Source organism: Arthrobacter sp. GmRoot5-12 (genome assembly GCF_059739365.1).
Window position 1 is genome coordinate 1,240,573 of record NZ_AP046056.1, and the last position, 16,825, is coordinate 1,257,397.

Consider the following 16,825-nt stretch of genomic DNA (forward strand, 5'->3'; position numbering starts at 1 on the left):
GCAAAAGGACAACCCATGGCCGCGGTTACGGTGGATGACATCCTCTCGGATCTTCCCCTCGGCTTCGCCAGCCTCATCCTTCGCCCGGCCCCCTCGGCGACGGACATCGAACGGTTCCTGATCGTCGACGCCGACGATGAAGCAGCCCAGGCCGGCAAAGCCTTTGTCCTGCTCATCGGGGTCCGTGGCCGTTCGGCGCTGCCTGCCCTCCGGCGCCTCCTGAAGGACCCGCCCCCGGTGGTCGCCGTCAAGGGCCAGCGCGAAGACCTGGCGGAAGCGGAAGAACTCCTCCGCGCAGCCGGATCGGGACTGCTGCTGGTGGATCCGGCAGCAGACTGGGACCGCCTGCTCTCCATTGCCAAGGACCGGATCCAGCCGCGCAGCTACCAGAGCGAAGTGCTGACCCTGCTCGAGGAAGACCTGTTCGCGATCGCCCAGACCACAGCGCGGCTCACGTCCAGCCACGTGCTCATCGAGGATGCGGCCAACAAGGTCCTTGCCTACTCCACCGTCACCAATGACATCGACGAACTCCGCAAGGCTTCCATCCTGGCCCGGCGCGGCCCCCGCAAATACGAACTGCTGCTCAAGGATCTTGGCGCCTACCGCGAACTGCACCGCACCCGGCAGCCGGTCCGGGTACCCGCACGGCCCCAGGACGGGCTGCGGGAACGGGTGGCCATCGCGCTCTTTGCCGGCGAACGGATCATGGGCTACATCTGGCTCCAGGAGACCGGAGCCGGCTTCGGCCCGGACGTTGAGTATGTCCTCACGGGATCCGCGGCACGCGTCTCGGCCGAACTGATCCGGTACCGCAACCAGCAGTCCGTCCATATGCGGGAGGACCGGATTGTTCGGATCCTGTCAGGTCCCGCGGAGGCCGCCGCCAGCGCGCACAGCGGAAAAATCCCTTCGGAACGTCCCGCCGCCCTCATCCTCATCGGCATGTCCGACGCCGACTCGCGCGCCGACGACGCCGCACTCAAGCACGGGGAACTTGCCAATCTCGCCTCCATCCACGCGGCCGCGTACAAGCCCACCGCCGTCGTGGGCCAGTTCAAGGGTGACACCGCCATCATCGTGCCTGACCTGCAGTCCAGCACCGCGGAATCGGGGCTGCGTTCCCTTGCCGAGGCAATCGTCCGGGATGCCCGCAAGCACCTCGGCATCAGTCCATTCGCGGCCGTGGGCCCCTTGGTGCCGGACCTGTTGTCCCTCCATACGGTGACCGGGGTGACGGAGGCGCTGCTGGCCTGCGTGGGCACGGCAGAACCCGGCACGGTTGCCGCGGTGGGCGATTTCGAAGCGGAAATCCTCTACCGCGAGGCGGTGCGGAACTTCCACACCTCACCGTTCCGCCACCGCGGCCTGGCAGCGCTCCTCCAGGAGGACGCCGAACTCGCCGACACCCTCCGCACGTATTTCGATGCGTCCTTCGACGTCGCCGAATGCGCCAGGCGGATGAACCTGCACAAGAACACTGTCTACTACCGGGTGGCCAAAGCCACCCGGGTGACCGGCCTCGACTTCGGCAGCCCCAGGGATTCCCTGGTGGCGCTGCTCCACCTCCAGGAGTGGGCCTCCACTTCCTACGACACTTCAGGCAGGAAATGACCACAACACTCGGCGCACCACCCCTGGACATCCTCCTCGAGGACATCGTCCGGCGTCACCGTCCGCGGAAGGAAACGGGTGCAGTACCCCGCAACATCCCCTTCCTGGCCAAGGTCCCCTTCGACCGGTTTGGCATTGCCGTCGCCACCACGTCCGGTGACGTTTTTTGCTCCGGTGACGCCGATGTCCCCTTCTCCATCCAAAGCATCTCCAAGGTCTTCACCCTGGCCATGGCGCTGCAGGGCGGCCGGTCCGCCCGGCTGTGGTCTCGGGTGCTGCGCGAACCGTCCGGAACAGCCTTCAACTCCCTGGTTCAGCTCGAGGCCGAACATGGCATCCCGCGCAACCCCTTCATCAATGCCGGGGCGCTGGTGGTCACCGACCATCTGATGCAGGAGACGCCCGACGCCGCCGCGCACCTCCTGCGGTTCCTGACCGGACAAGCGGGTCACCAGGGACAGGCGGACAGCCGGGGACAGGGGCCGTTCATTGACGAGGCAGCTGCCGCCGGTGAACTGGCCGGCAGCAGCCGCAACCTTGCCCTGGCGCATTTCCTGAAGGACTTCGGGAACCTCACGCAGCCTGCGGAATCAGTGGTGGAGAATTACGTCCGCCAGTGTTCGATCATGATGACCTGCGCGGAGTTGGCCAAGGCCGGCCTGTTCCTTGCCAATGACGGACAGGGAGCCGCCGGCACCGTGTTGTCCCGGAGCGAGGCCAAGCGGATCGGCTCCATCATGCTGACGTGCGGCATGTATGACGCCGCCGGCGAATTCGCCTACCGCGTGGGCCTGCCCGGAAAGAGCGGGGTGGGCGGCGGAATACTGGTCATCGTGCCGGGCCAGTGCGCCATCTGCGTCTGGAGCCCGCGCCTGGATGCCAAGGGCAATTCCCTCGCCGGCACGGCAGCCCTTGCCGACCTCTCCGACCGCACCGGCTGGTCAGTTTTCTAGTTTTTCCCATCCAAGACAGATCTTCCCCGGATCGAAAGGAAATACCCATGCCCAACAACCCCAATGACGAGGTTGGCTTCGACCACATAATTGATGGTGGTCACGCGCATGCGTCCGAGACCTCCCTGCACGCGGAGGACAAGGGTTACCACAAGAACCTCAAGCCCCGGCAGATCCAGATGATCGCGATCGGCGGCGCGATCGGCACCGGCCTGTTCCTGGGCGCCGGCGGCCGGCTCAACGCCGCGGGCCCGTCCCTGGTCATCGCCTACGCGGTCTGCGGGTTCTTCGCGTTCCTGATCCTGCGCGCCCTGGGCGAACTGGTCCTGCACCGGCCCTCCTCGGGCTCGTTCGTCTCCTACGCCCGCGAATTCTTCGGCGAAAAAGCCGCGTTCGTCTCCGGCTGGTTCTACTGGATCAACTGGGCCACCACCACCATCGTGGACATCACCGCCGCCGCCCTCTACATGCACTTCTTCGGCAACTACATCCCCTGGATGGCCGACGTCCCCCAGTGGGCCTGGGCACTGACCGCCCTCATCGTCGTCCTGGCCCTGAACCTGGTCTCGGTCAAGGTCTTCGGCGAAATGGAATTCTGGTTCGCCCTGATCAAGGTCGCCGCCCTGGTCGCGTTCCTCATCATCGGCACCTACTTCGTCATCTTCGGCACCCCCGTGGACGGCCAACAGGTCGGCATCAGCCTCCTGTCCGACAACGGCGGGATCTTCCCCAACGGCCTGCTGCCCATGATCATCCTCATGCAGGGCGTCCTGTTCGCCTACGCCTCCATCGAACTCGTCGGCACCGCCGCCGGCGAAACCGAAAACCCCGAAAAAATCATGCCCAAGGCCATCAACTCCGTGGTCTTCCGCATCGCCGTGTTCTACGTCGGCTCCGTGATCCTCCTGGCCCTGCTGCTGCCCTTCACCTCCTACCAAAAAGGCGTCAGCCCCTTCGTGACCTTCTTCGGCTCCATCGGCGTCCAGGGCGTAGACGTCATCATGAACCTCGTCGTCCTCACCGCCGCCCTGTCCTCCCTGAACGCCGGACTCTACTCCACCGGCCGGATCCTGCGCTCCATGTCCGTCAACGGCTCCGCCCCCCGCTTCGCCTCCCGCATGAACAAAGCAGGCGTCCCCTACGGCGGCATCGCCATCACCGCCACCGTCTCCCTCCTCGGCGTCCCCCTGAACTACCTCGTCCCCGCCGAAGCCTTCGAAATCGTCCTGAACATCGCCTCGGTCGGCATCATCATGACCTGGGCCACCATCGTCCTGTGCCAAATCCAACTCAAACGCTGGGCCGACAAAGGCTGGGTCACCCGCCCCTCCTTCCGCATGTTCGGCGCCCCCTACACCGGCTACCTCTCCCTGCTCTTCCTCATCGGCGTCCTCATCATGGTCTTCATCGACTCACCCCTGACCATGCTCGTCACCGCCATCGCCTCCATCCTCATGGTCGCCGGCTGGTACGCCTGCCGCACCCGCATCCGCCAAATCGCCGAAACCCGCGACGGCTACACCGGAAAGTCCCCCGTCATCGCCAACCGCACCCCCATCTCCTGACCCCATCCCTTCCGCCAACCTTCCGAGCCAAAGAAAGAACATGACACCAGAGCCGCAGCCCACCCTGACCTCCTCCCCCACCCGGCCCGCCGCCGTCGTCCATCACCAGGACACCGTGGCGCCCGCCCTGAAATCCGCGGGGCACGTGATCGTTGACTCGCTGGTGGCGCATGGCGTGGAACGCACCTATGTGGTTCCCGGCGAGAGCTTCCTGGATGTGCTGGACGGCCTGCACAACTCGAAGATCGAAACCATCGTCTGCCGCCATGAAGGCGGTGCCGCGTACATGGCGGAAGCCGACGGAAAGCTGAACCAGCGCCCGGGCGTGGCGATGGTGACCCGGGGGCCCGGCGCGGCCAACGCCCACGTAGGGCTGCACACCGCCTGGCAGGACTCCACGCCGATGCTGCTCTTCGTGGGCCTGATCCCGTTTGCCCACCGGGACCGCGAGGCGTTCCAGGAATTCGACATCAAGTCCTGGTTCGACACCGGCGCCAAGCGGGTGATGGTCCTTGACCACCCGGAACGGGCCTCCGAGATAGTGGCGGAGGCCATGTTTGCGGCAATGAGCGGCCGGCCCGGGCCCGTAGTGGTGGGCCTGCCCGAGGACGTCATCCGGCGGGAGGTCAGCCCTGCGCTGCATCCTGCGATTCCCGTGGCCGCAGGCGGGATGGGCAGCGCTGATGCGTCAGCCCTGGAAGCGGCGCTGGCGGAATCGTCCAAGCCGCTGTTCGTGACCGGCGGCAACGACTGGACGCAGGAGGCCGCGGACCAGCTCACCGCCTGGCTGGAACGGCACCACATCCCGGCCGCGGCGGAATGGCGGACGCAGGGAACAGTGCCCTTCGATTCGCCGTCCTACGTGGGACCGATCGGCTATGGCCGGCCGCGCCCCACTTACGACCTGCTGGAGGAGACCGACCTCCTGGTCTTCGTGGGAACGGTGCCGGGCGACGTCATTACGGACGGTTTCGTCTGCCGGCAGGACTGGAACAAGGAAAATTTCCTGGTCACCGTGGACCCGTCGCTGCGGGGAAGGTCCGGCCCGGTGTCGCGGCAGATCCTGGCCAAACCGGAAGCGTTCGTGCGCGGCCTGGAGGGCATCAGCCTGCCCGTGAAGGAAGAGTGGAAGGCCTGGACGGCCAGGATGCGCGCCGAGCAGGAGCGCTTTGCCACGCTGCCTCCTGCTGCCCCGGCGGCAGGGCAGGCCCGGATGGACACCCTGATGGCCAACCTCGTCCCCCGGCTGCCGGAGGATGCGATGGTGACGTTCGGTGCAGGTGAACACACCAACTGGGCGCACCGGTATTTCCCCACCCGCCGCTACGCGTCCATGATCAGTGCGCGGAACGGGTCCATGGGCTACTCCGTCCCCTCGGCCATCGCAGCGTCCCTGGCCGAACCGAAGCGGCGCGTGGTCACCATCGCCGGGGACGGCGAATTCCTCATGAACGGGCAGGAGCTGGCCACGGCTGCCCAGTACGGGGCCACCCCGCTGGTGGTGGTCATGGACAACCAGGAGTACGGCACCATCCGCACGCACCAGGAGCGGCACTATCCCCGGCGCGTCTCCGGTACCCAGCTGAAGAACCCCGACTTTGCGCTGATGGCCAGGGCTTTCGGCGGATTCGGGGTCACGGTGACCGAGGACCGAGATGTCCCGGCAGCGCTGGATGCAGCCCTGGCAGCGATTGACCGGGACGGCGTATTCGCCCTCATCCATCTCGTGGTGGAGCAGCGGGTCAAGGCGTACTAGGCCAAGGGGAAGGCCGGCACGAAAGTGCCGGCCTTCTTCCTTGCTCTTGCTGCGGGCGGTTAGAGCCGGTCCGTCCGGTCCTCGCCACCCTTGTGGCCGGCCCCGCGGAGGTTTTCCTGGACTTTGCCGAACAGGTCCTTGATGGTGGATTCCGCGTTGGTGATGACGTCCACCGGCACAAAGACCTCATGGGTCAGCGGCAGGTCATATTCGTCCTTCAGGTGGGTGCCGTTTCCAACCCCCGTCAGCGACAGGTAGACCATGGCCTCAGTCCGGGCGATGCCCGCGAGCTTGCCGAACACAACCGTGAACTCGTTCGGTTTGAAGCTGATGGTCTGCCCGATGTGGCTGCGGCCCAGTTCCCCGGCGGTTACGGCCTTCTCCGACTGGCTTCCGGTGTAGTCCATGAACTTCTCCTTCGATCGCCAACACGTATGCAGGCAGTCTAACCCTGCCGCTCCATGCCGGCACAGGGTCTCTGCTGGAGGGATGCACAACAAGGGACCGGAACCCGTGGCCATTCCTCCATTGAGCCGCGCCGTGGCGCAGCGGTTTGATGGCATCACCGGGGCCGCAGCAGCCGCCCCGGCCAAGCCTCTTCAAAGGAATATCCGTGACTTCAATGACGAGCCGCGTAAAGAGCCCTGTCCGCTGGGACGCCGTCCAGGTCGGCGACAGCGTGGAACTCAGGAGGGATGGGCACGCCGCCTTCAGCGGCCTGGTGGATGCCCGGACCGATGACGGCGACGTGGTGTGGGTGGCAGCCCCCGCGGGAGGCCGGCGCTTGTTCCATATCGCCGACGGCTACGACCTGGCAGGGGTGCCGGCATGACGGACTGCCCGGACGATTGCCCCTACTGCACCGGGCCGGAGACTGACTAAGGGGCCGGTAGAATCTTGAGGGTCCGGGCACCGGCTCCGGACCCGTAGGCGGAACCGGCCCTGCACCCTGCAGTGCCGGCGGACAACAGGAGGAGCAGCCGTGCGTGGTTCCCTCCCGCAGGTCCCTTTCCACCTCCTCCGTGCCTCGACCCTGGCCGCCGGCACCCTGGCCCTCGCCGGCGGCGCCCACGTGGTTGGCGGAGGCCGCCTTCCGGCCCCGGGCATCCTCCTGGCCGTGCTGGCCCTGACAGCACTGGCCAGCACGGCCGCAACCCGCCTTCGGCTGGCGTTTCCGGCCATGGCCGCGCTCCTGGGCGGCGGCCAGCTGGCCCTGCACGAGCTTCTCACCGCCTTTTCCGCTCCCCTTGAGAGCGCAGCAGGTGCGCCGGCGGCGGCCCACCTGCACCAGGTCCCCCTGGCCGGGTTCGCAGCGTTCGCTCCCCTGGCGGAGCACCTGAGTCCCGCGAATCCCGCGCTGGCACCACTGATGCTCGCAGCGCACGCGGCGGCCACGCTGGGCTGCGCCCTCCTCCTCGCCAAAGGCGAAGCTGCCCTGTGGGCACTGGCCGACTGGCTGCGGCCCTTTGCCGGCCTTCCCGGGCCGGTGGCACCTGTCCCTGCCGTCCGCCTCAACGGACTGTTCAGGCACGTTCCCTTGCACCGCTCCCCCTGGCGCAACGTCCGCCAGGACAGCCGGCGCGGCCCGCCTTCCGCCGTCGTGCTTCCCTGCTAAAGCCCCGCACCGGCCTTCCGCCCGGCGTCGGGGTACACATTTTGCACGCCCTGAATCAGTGGTGTGCGCCAGAAAGGCAACCCATGACAACCCCGTTTTTTCGCCGTACCCTGACCGCATCCGCAGCCGCCGCAGGCTCAGCCGTTCTCCTGCTCGCCGCGGCGGGCGGCGCCTCAGCGCATGTTGGCGTGACCCCGGACAAGACCGGCGCCGGTTCCTATGCCCTGCTGACGTTCGGCATTCCGCACGGCTGCGGCACGTCCCCCACCACGAAGGTGGCCATCACGCTGCCCCCGGAATTGAATGACGCCCAACCCACGGTCAACCCCAACTGGACAGCGGAAAAGGTGACCGAACAGTTCGCCGAACCCCGGAAGCTCCCGGACGGAACCGCCATCACGCAGCGGACCAGCCAGATCGTCTATACGGCCAAGACGCCGCTGAGCCCCGAACTGCGCGACGCCCTGGTCCTTTCCGTGCACCTGCCGGACATGGCCGGGACAACCCTGAACTTCCCCACGCTGCAGACCTGCGAAAGCGGCCAGACCGACTGGTCCCAGGTCGCCGCTGACGGCCAGGACCCCCACGGGCTGGAAGCCCCCGCCCCCTCGCTCACCATCACGGCGGCGGACAGCGCGGACGCCCACGGCGCGGCAGGAGCTGCCCACGGCACCGGACAGGCGGCGGGGACGGACAGCGGCGCGGAGGCGCGCAGCTGGACCGGGCTTGCTGCCGGCGTGGGCGGACTGGTCCTGGGCGGGGCGGCACTGCTGCGGAGCAAGGGCAGGCTCCGCGCGCCGGGCAGCAACACTGCCGCCGGCACGGCCGGCCGGGAGCCGGCCGGCAAGCCCTAGGGTCGTAATTGGTGCCCGGATCATCACGATCCGGGCATCAAATTGCCCCTACTGCAGGTGGCATCGTTGACGCGGGCAACGGCTACCGCGAAGGTGGTCCCATGAGGTCTCAGAAAATTTCCCAGGGGTTTGCCATGACGACGGCGGCCGCAGCGGCAGCGCTGCTGCTCACCGCGTGCGGTCCAAGCCAGCCGCAGTCCCAGACTACGACGGCGCCCGCCACCGGGCAGGCCAGCCAGTCCCCCTCGCCGACCGCGTCAACGGCGCCTCCGGCGTCCTCGGCGCCGGCCACGTCGACGCCGGCTTCCCCGTCCCCCGTCAGCCCTGCCGGCACTCCGGGCCTGTGCAAGGCGGCCGGGCTCACGGCGGCCACGGATCCGTCCGGTGGCGGCGCTGCCGGCAGTGTCTACATGAAGCTCAACCTCACCAACAGCGGCTCCGAGCCGTGCATCCTCAGGGGCTTCCCGGGCGTCTCCCTGGTGGCAGCCGCCGCCGGCGCCCCCATTGGCGCCCCCGCCACGCGGGATGAGTCCGCAGGTGTCGTGGACGTTCTGCTGGCCCCCGGCCAGATGGCCACTGCGGTGCTGCGCTACACGCAGGCAGGCAACTACATGGACTGCTCCCCCGTGGATGCTGCCGGCTACCGGATCTATCCGCCCGAGGACACCGATTCCCTGTTCCTCCCGCAACCTACCCGGGCCTGCGGCAACGCAAACATCACACTGCTCAGCATTGGAGCGTTCCAGCCCGCCTGACCCCGGGACCTGACCCAGGAGGGAACCGGGAATGGAGGGAGGCACAAACTGGCCTGCGAGGGCCGTGGACCGTAGGCAGGTTGGACTGGCATGACGTCGATTTGGCTGGACCGCAGGGATCCCTTCATTTCTGATCCGTTTGAACCGGACACCAGGTATGACACGGTGGTGGCGGGGGCCGGCCTCACCGGCCTGGTCGCCGCACTGCTGCTGGCCCGCTCCGGGCAAAGCGTACTGGTACTGGAGGCCCGCCGGCCGGGGGCCGTGACCACCGGCAACACCACTGCAAAAGTAACGCTGCTGCAGGGCACGTTCCTGTCCCGGCTGGCCCGCCAGTATTCGCAGAAACAGGTGCAGGCGTACGTGGACGGAAACCGGGAGGGCCAGGCCTGGCTGCTGCGCTACCTGGAGGAGCACAACGTGCCCTTCCAGCGCCGCACCGCTTACACCTATGCTGCGTCAGCACAGGGAACGGAAAAGCTGCGGGAGGAGGTCAGCGCCGCCACCACTGCCGGGCTGGACGTGGATTACGTCCGCGACGCGGGTTTGCCGTTTCCCGTCCACGGGGCCGCCCGGCTGCGGGACCAGGCCCAGATCAACCCGATGGAGGTCCTCGACGCACTGGTGGCGGACATCCGCCGCCGTGGCGGCCGGATCGTCAGCGGCGTGCGCCTCCGGGACGTCACCGGTGATGCGCCCTCCGCCGTCAGGACCGACCGTGGCAGTGTCAGGGCGGACACGGTCGTCCTTGCCACTGGAATCCCCGTCCTGGACCGCGGCCTCTATTTCGCCAAGCTGAAGCCAAGCCGCTCCTACGCGGCGGCCCTTGCCCTGCAGGAGGACCAGGCACCTCCGCCGGGCATGTATATCTCCGTTGAGCAGCCCACGCACTCCCTTCGCGACTATGAGGTGGACGGCCGGAACCTGCTGCTTGTGGGCGGTCACGGCCATCACGTGGGGCGGACGGACTCAGAGAAAGCGCACCTCACCGGGCTGCTCGACTGGGCGGGCCGGCATTACCCCGGTGCGGTCACCACGCACACGTGGTCGGCACAGGACTACATGCCCACCAACCTCATGCCCTTCTTCGGAAAGCTCCCGCGCGGCAAGGGCCGGATCTACTTCGGCACCGGCTACAACAAGTGGGGAATGACCAACGCCGTCGCCGCCGCGCTGGGCATCTCGGCGGACATCCTGGGCGGCCAGGTGCCCTGGGCGGACACGATCCATCACCGCATTACATCGCCGGCAGGTGCGTTGTCCGCCGTGGCGCTCAACGCCGGCGTTGCCGCGAGGATGGCCTCCGACTGGGGGAAAGTGACCACTGAGGGCCGCAGGATTGACGGCCTCAAACGGGGAACCCGCGGAGCCACCGTTCCCGCAGCGCCTGCCCCCGCAACACCTGATACCGCAGGCCCGGCCGCCGGGACACCTGGTCCTGCGGGTGCTGCTGCCGCCGTCCCGGCTGAAGGCCAGGGCAAGGTCTACCGCGAGGGCAACCGGCCGGTGGCTGTATCCACCGTGGAAGGAACCACCTGCAGGCTCTCGGCGGTCTGCACGCACCTGGGCGGCATCCTGCACTGGAACGACAACGAACAGACGTGGGACTGCCCCCTGCACGGGTCCCGCTTCACGAACCAGGGCAGGTTGCTTGAAGGCCCGGCCACCAAGGACCTGCCGGAGTCCGAAACTGTTTGAACAGGAATTGATCAGCTATTGAACAGGGATTTGCCGGCCGAGGCCCTGCAGGGCTGCCGTCTGCCTTGGCCGAAATCCCGGGGGTGGACGGGGTGATGTTCGGCTTCGGGCGGAACCCCGGCCGCCCGGGAGTCGGGTGTCAGTGCCTTGCGGCATGATGGAGGCATGAACCAGGAACAGCGTCCTGCCGGCAGCAGTGTTTCCGGTGCGGCCGCCCCCATGGGCCAGTTCAGCCGGCCCACCAGGGACTGGTTCCTTGGCGCGTTTTCCGAGCCGACTCCTGCGCAGGCCGGGGCCTGGAACGCCATCTCCTCAGGATCGCATGCGCTGGTGGTGGCCCCCACCGGCTCCGGAAAGACCCTCGCGGCCTTCCTCTGGGCGCTGGACAGGCTGCTCGCCTCGGCGTTCCAGGCCCCTGATCCCGCCGCTGCCGAAGCGCCCGCAAAAGGCAAGCGGGCCCGGGCGCCAAAGCGCAAGACCCGTGTCCTCTACATTTCGCCCCTTAAGGCTTTGGGCGTTGACGTGGAACGGAACCTGCGGTCCCCGCTGATCGGCATCACCCAGACGGCAAAGCGGCTGGGACTTCCCGCCCCGCTGATCACGGTAGGGGTCCGGTCCGGGGACACTCCCGCTGCGGACCGCCGGACGCTGTTGACCAACCCGCCGGACATCCTCATTACCACCCCGGAGTCGTTGTTCCTCATGCTCACCTCCAAGGCCCGCGAAACCCTTGCCGAGGTGGACACCATCATCATTGACGAGGTCCACGCCGTGGCCGGGACCAAGCGCGGGGCCCACCTTGCCGTGTCCCTGGAGCGGCTGGACGCGCTGCTGCCCAAGCCTGCGCAGCGCATCGGGCTTTCCGCCACGGTGGAGCCGCGGGAGCTGGTGGCCCAGTTCCTGGCCGGTTCAGCCCCCGTGGAGATCGTCGCCCCGCCGGCCAGGAAGAACTGGGACCTCACCGTATCGGTGCCCGTGGAGGACATGTCGGACCTGCAGGGCGCGGCAGGGGCGTTCGACTCCGGCCCGGCTTCCGGGCTGCAGCCGCAGGCTTCCATCTGGCCGCATGTGGAGGAAAAGATCGTGGACCTGGTGCTGGCCAACCAGTCCACCATCGTCTTCGCCAACTCCCGGCGGCTTGCCGAACGCCTCACGGCGCGGCTCAACGAGATCTACGCCGAACGCCAGCTGATTGCCGTCGGCGGGGGCTGGGACGATCCCGGCCCGGAAGGGCAGGCCGGCGCGCCCGGCACGCCGGGGGGACCGCCGTCGGGCATTCCCGCTTCAACCGCCACCCCTGCGCACATGATGGCCCAGGCCGGCAGCTCCGCGGGCGCTGATCCGGTCCTGGCCCGCGCCCACCACGGTTCCGTGTCCAAGGACCAGCGCGCGCTCATCGAGGACGACCTCAAGTCCGGGCGGCTGCGCTGCGTTGTGGCTACGTCGTCCCTGGAACTGGGCATCGACATGGGTGCCGTGGACCTGGTGGTGCAGGTGGAGTCGCCGCCGTCCGTGGCCAGCGGCCTGCAGCGGGTGGGACGCGCCGGGCACCAGGTGGGCGAGATTTCCCAGGGCGTCCTTTTCCCCAAGCACCGGGCAGACCTGGTCCACACAGCCATCACCGTGGAGCGGATGCTGGGTGGCAAGATCGAGCGGCTCAGCATCCCGGCCAATCCGCTGGACATCCTGGCCCAGCAGACCGTTGCCGCAACCGCCCTGGGCAGCATCGACGTGGAGGAGTGGTTCAGCACCGTCCGGCGCTCGGCGCCTTTTGCTTCCCTCCCCCGGTCAGCATTCGAGGCGACCCTCGACCTCCTGGCGGGGCGCTACCCGTCCGACGAGTTCGCCGAGCTGCGGCCACGGATCATCTGGGACCGCAACGCCGGCACCATCGAGGGGCGGCCCGGAGCCCAGCGCCTGGCCGTTACGTCCGGCGGCACCATCCCGGACCGCGGCCTGTTCGGCGTCTACATCATCGGCACCGAACAGGAGGGTGCTGCCTCCCCCTCCGGGGACGGCAAACCGGCGCGCGCACCAAAGGGCGGCCGGCGCGTGGGCGAGCTGGACGAGGAAATGGTCTACGAGTCCCGGGTGGGCGACGTCTTTGCCCTGGGCGCCACCAGCTGGAAGATCGAGGACATCACCCACGACCGCGTCCTGGTCTCCCCCGCGTTCGGGCAGCCCGGAAAGCTGCCGTTCTGGAAGGGCGATTCGCTGGGCCGGCCCGTGGACCTGGGCCGCGCACTTGGCGCCTTCGTCCGCGAACTGTCCGCGTCCGACGCCGGCCCTGCCACCGAGCGCTGCAAGGCCAGCGGCCTGGACGACTTCGCCGCCAACAACCTCATCCAGTACCTCAACGAGCAAAAGCAGGCCACCGAGGTGGTCCCCAGCGACACCACCCTGGTGGTGGAGCGGTTCCACGACGAACTGGGCGACTGGCGCGTGATCCTGCACAGCCCGTTCGGCATGCCGGTGCACGCGCCCTGGGCATTGGCTGTGGGGCAACGGCTGCACCAGCGCTACGGACTGGACGGCTCCGCCATGGCCGCCGACGACGGCATCGTGCTGCGGGTGCCCATGATGGAGGACGAGCCGCCCGGCGCCGAGCTGTTCCTCTTCGATCCCGAGGAACTCGAGCAGATCGTCACGGCAGAGGTCGGCGGCAGCGCCCTGTTTGCCTCGAGGTTCCGGGAGTGCGCCGCCCGTGCGCTGCTGCTGCCCCGCCAGACCCCGGGCAAGCGCCAGCCGCTGTGGCAGCAGCGCCAGCGGTCGGCCCAGCTGCTGGACGTGGCCAGGAAGTACCCCACGTTCCCCATCGTGCTGGAAACAGTGCGCGAATGCCTGCAGGACGTCTACGATCTGCCGGCGTTGAAGGACATCGCCGCGTCCGTGGAACGGCGTGAGCTGCGGATCCTGCAGACCACCACCCAACAGCCCTCGCCGTTCGCCAAGTCCCTCCTCTTCGGTTATGTGGCCCAGTTCCTCTATGAGGGCGATTCCCCGCTCGCCGAACGGCGGGCCGCCGCCCTGGCCCTGGACTCCACCCTCCTGAACGAGCTGCTGGGCCGGGTGGAACTGCGCGAACTCCTGGACGCCAAAGTCATCGAGGCCACCGAACGCGAGCTGCAGCGGCTGGCCCCGGACCGGCGTGCACGGGGCATGGAGGGCGTCGCGGACCTCCTGCGGTTGCTGGGCCCGCTGACGGCTGGGGAAACGGCGGCACGGCTCCAGGGTTCACAGCCGGCAGGGGACGCAATCCAGGTGCCCGAGCCCGGTGACGCTCCGCCAGTCGAGGCTGCGGCAACCGTGCAGGAGGCGGCGGCCCACCTGGCCGCGCTCCAGCGCGCCAACCGCGCCATCAAGGTCAACATCGGCGGGGTTGAACGCTTCGCCGCCGTGGAGGATGCAGCCCGACTCCGCGACGCCATTGGCGTTCCGCTGCCCATGGGCGTTCCGCTGGCCTTCATCGAGCCGGTGGCCGATCCCCTGGGCGACCTTGTCTCCCGGTATGCCCGGACCCATGGGCCCTTCACCGCTGCCGAAGCCGCTGCCCGGCTGGGCCTCGGTGTGGCTGTGGTGGGTACGGCCCTGAAACGCCTGGCAGCGGATGGACGCGTGGTGGAGGGGGAATTCCGGCCCCACGTCACCCCGCCCGAAACCGCGCCGCCGGAGGCCGGCGAACCTGCCGGACCACCGCCAGCCGATGAAGCCGCCAGCGCTCCCGTCCCCGACGTTGCGCACACTATCGCCAGCGAATGGTGCGACGCCGAGGTGTTGCGCAAGCTCCGCCGTCGTTCCCTGGCCGCGCTGCGTGCCGAAGTGGAGCCGGTGGACGCTGCCGCCTACGGACGCTTCCTGCCCGCGTGGCAGCATGTCAGGACTCCCGGCGGCGGCCGCGGCCAGCCCTCGCTGCGCGGCCTGGACGGCATCATCACCGCCATCGACCAGCTCTCAGGGGTGCCCGTCCCCGCGTCAGCCTGGGAGCCCCTGGTGCTGGCCACACGGGTATCCAATTACCAGCCCGCGATGCTGGATGAACTGATGGCTGCAGGTGAAGTCCTGTGGTCGGGGGCCGGGGCGCTCCCGGGAAACGATGGCTGGATCAGCCTTCACCTGGCGGACTCGGTGGAACTGACCCTCAACCCATCGCCCGAGTTTGAACCGGGGGACGCCGGCCAGCGGCTCCTGGACCACCTGCGGAACAACGGCGGCGGGTACTTCTTCCGCCAGCTGACCGAAGTGGCGGGCGGCATGGACGCCGTGCTGAGCGACCAGGAGGTGGTGGCTGCGCTGTGGGACCTCGCATGGGCCGGCAGGATCACCGGTGACACGTTCGCCCCGGTCCGGGCCTTGATCGCGGGAGGCCACCCGGCCCACCGCCAGGTGGCAAGGGCACCACGTGCCAGGGCGCCGCGGCTCAGCCGGCTGGGCCGCTCCCACGGCACCGGCCTGATGGGCTCCCCCGGGCTGGCCGGCGGCCGGTATGGAACGCAGGGTGCCGCCACTCCGCCCACCGCCGCCGGGCGGTGGGCGGCGCTTCCCGAGCCTGAACTCGATCCCACCATCCATGCCCGCGCCACGGCGGAACTCCTGCTGGACCGCTATGGCGTGGTCACCCGGGGCTCGGTCATGGCCGAACAGATCGTGGGCGGCTTCGGCCTGATGTACAAGGTCCTGGCCCGGCTGGAGGAGGCGGGCCGCTGCCGCCGGGGGTACTTCATCGAACATCTTGGTGCCGCCCAGTTCGCTGTTCCGGCGACCGTGGACCGGCTCCGCTCCTACTCGGAAGACACGGAGCTGGCGAAGGCCGAACCGGTGGCCCTGGCCCTCGCCGCCACCGATCCCGCCAACCCCTACGGTGCGGCCCTCCCCTGGCCCGCGCTGCAGGACGACGCCGGAACCGGCCACCGTCCCGGCCGGAAGGCCGGCGCGCTGGTGGTCCTGGTGGACGGTGCGCTGGTCCTGTACGTCGAGCGTGGCGGGAAGACCCTGCTGGCCTTCAGCGATGACGAGGCCGTCCTGGCGGCGGCGGGTGCCGCGCTGGTGGGGGTGGTCACCCGCGGTGCGGTGGACAAGCTGATCATGGAGAAAGTGAACGGGCACGGCATCCTGGACACCCCGGTGGCCGCTGCCCTCAGCTCCGCCGGCGCCTACTCCACCCCGAAGGGATTGAGGATCCGTGCCTGAGGGCGATTCGGTTTGGCGGGCCGCCCGCCAGCTGCACCAGGCTTTAGCCGGACAGACGCTGCTCGCCTCGGACTTCCGCGTGCCCCGGTTCGCCACCCTCAACCTGGCCGGCTGGACCGTTGCCGAGGTGGTTCCCAGGGGCAAGCACCTGCTGATGCGGGTGGTCAGCCCGGAGGACAAACGGCTGACCATTCACTCGCACTTGAAGATGGAAGGCGCCTGGCAGGTGTATCCGCCTGGCGGAAGGTGGCGGAAGCCGGGATTCACCGCCCGGTGCGTGCTCCGCACCGCCGTGGCAGACGCCGTCGGCTTTTCCCTTGGCATTGTGGAAGTGGTGGCCACAGCCAATGAGGACTCCATCGTGGGATTCCTCGGCCCGGACCTCCTGGGCCCGGACTGGGACCCGGACGAGGCGGAACGGCGCATCCGTTCGCGCCCTGAGGTGCCGGTGGGGGTTGCCCTGCTGGACCAGCGGAACCTCGCAGGCATCGGGAACATTTACCGCTGCGAAACGTGCTTCCTGTCCGGGGTGCATCCCGCCACGCCGGTTTCCGGGGTCACGGACGTGCGGACCCTGATGACCGATGCCAAACAGCTTCTGGAAGTGAACCTCGGGCCCGGCCGCCGCGTCACCATCCTGAATGCCCGCGGCATGCCGGTGGGCAGGATGGCAGGCAGGCCCGGCTACTGGGTGTACGGCCGGGAACGCCAGCCCTGCCTGAAATGCGGCACGCCCATCCAGCGCGGACTCCTGGGCAAGCCAAACGGCGAGGAGGAGCGGGACATCTACTTCTGCCCGAAATGCCAGCCCGTACCCAGTTGATCTTT

Annotated in this window: 12 protein-coding genes; 11 read left to right on the plus strand and 1 reads right to left on the minus strand. The window is 68.4% G+C overall.

Going from position 1 to position 16,825, the window contains the following annotated elements:
• The first annotated feature begins 15 nt into the window (after positions 1-15).
• Genes AC6JAM_RS05510 through AC6JAM_RS05525 form a run of 4 tightly spaced genes read left to right on the plus strand, consistent with a single transcriptional unit; the run spans position 16 to position 5,888 of the window.
• Positions 16-1,614: a PucR family transcriptional regulator gene (locus AC6JAM_RS05510; protein WP_478222368.1), complete on the plus strand. Its 1,599-nt coding sequence runs from the start codon at positions 16-18 to the stop codon at positions 1,612-1,614.
• On the plus strand, positions 1,611-2,567 hold the full coding sequence (locus AC6JAM_RS05515; RefSeq protein ID WP_018772168.1) for a glutaminase: 957 nt from the start codon (positions 1,611-1,613) through the stop codon (positions 2,565-2,567). The genes AC6JAM_RS05510 and AC6JAM_RS05515 overlap by 4 nt, the downstream gene beginning before the upstream one ends.
• Before the next feature lie 47 nt (positions 2,568-2,614).
• The gene (locus AC6JAM_RS05520) at positions 2,615-4,132 is read left to right on the plus strand and encodes an amino acid permease (protein WP_224084268.1); all 1,518 of its coding nucleotides are present in this window, start codon (positions 2,615-2,617) and stop codon (positions 4,130-4,132) included.
• 40 nt (positions 4,133-4,172) lie between these two features.
• Positions 4,173-5,888, plus strand: coding sequence for a thiamine pyrophosphate-dependent enzyme (locus AC6JAM_RS05525; RefSeq protein ID WP_144601243.1), 1,716 nt, complete (start codon positions 4,173-4,175; stop codon positions 5,886-5,888).
• A 59-nt stretch (positions 5,889-5,947) separates the two neighbouring features.
• Here the strand turns inward: AC6JAM_RS05525 and AC6JAM_RS05530 are convergent, their stop codons facing one another.
• On the minus strand, positions 5,948-6,295 hold the full coding sequence (locus AC6JAM_RS05530; RefSeq protein WP_018770854.1) for a hypothetical protein: 348 nt from the start codon (positions 6,293-6,295) through the stop codon (positions 5,948-5,950).
• 215 nt (positions 6,296-6,510) lie between these two features.
• Here AC6JAM_RS05530 and AC6JAM_RS05535 point away from each other — a divergent pair, with 215 nt between their 5' ends.
• The 7 genes from AC6JAM_RS05535 (at position 6,511) to AC6JAM_RS05565 (ending at position 16,820) form a co-directional block, all read left to right on the plus strand.
• Complete coding sequence (locus tag AC6JAM_RS05535; RefSeq protein WP_497935917.1) at positions 6,511-6,720, plus strand: hypothetical protein; 210 nt, start codon at positions 6,511-6,513, stop codon at positions 6,718-6,720.
• A gap of 150 nt (positions 6,721-6,870) precedes the next feature.
• Positions 6,871-7,503, plus strand: a complete 633-nt coding sequence (locus AC6JAM_RS05540) for a hypothetical protein (RefSeq protein ID WP_497934241.1) — start codon at positions 6,871-6,873, stop codon at positions 7,501-7,503.
• An 83-nt stretch (positions 7,504-7,586) separates the two neighbouring features.
• Positions 7,587-8,357 (plus strand): YcnI family copper-binding membrane protein, encoded by a 771-nt coding sequence (locus AC6JAM_RS05545; protein WP_497934242.1) that lies wholly within the window; start codon positions 7,587-7,589, stop codon positions 8,355-8,357.
• Between the two features lie 101 nt (positions 8,358-8,458).
• Positions 8,459-9,112, plus strand: coding sequence for a DUF4232 domain-containing protein (locus tag AC6JAM_RS05550; RefSeq protein WP_497934243.1), 654 nt, complete (start codon positions 8,459-8,461; stop codon positions 9,110-9,112).
• A 90-nt stretch (positions 9,113-9,202) separates the two neighbouring features.
• Positions 9,203-10,810, plus strand: coding sequence for an FAD-dependent oxidoreductase (locus AC6JAM_RS05555; protein WP_497934244.1), 1,608 nt, complete (start codon positions 9,203-9,205; stop codon positions 10,808-10,810).
• Positions 10,811-10,975: 165 nt separating this feature from the next.
• A complete protein-coding gene (locus tag AC6JAM_RS05560; protein ID WP_497934245.1) occupies positions 10,976-15,997 on the plus strand; it encodes an ATP-dependent helicase in 5,022 nt (1,673 codons plus the stop codon).
• On the plus strand, positions 15,990-16,820 hold the full coding sequence (locus AC6JAM_RS05565; protein WP_134165137.1) for an Fpg/Nei family DNA glycosylase: 831 nt from the start codon (positions 15,990-15,992) through the stop codon (positions 16,818-16,820). Before AC6JAM_RS05560 ends, AC6JAM_RS05565 begins: the two co-directional genes overlap by 8 nt.
• The last annotated feature ends 5 nt before the right edge of the window (positions 16,821-16,825 follow it).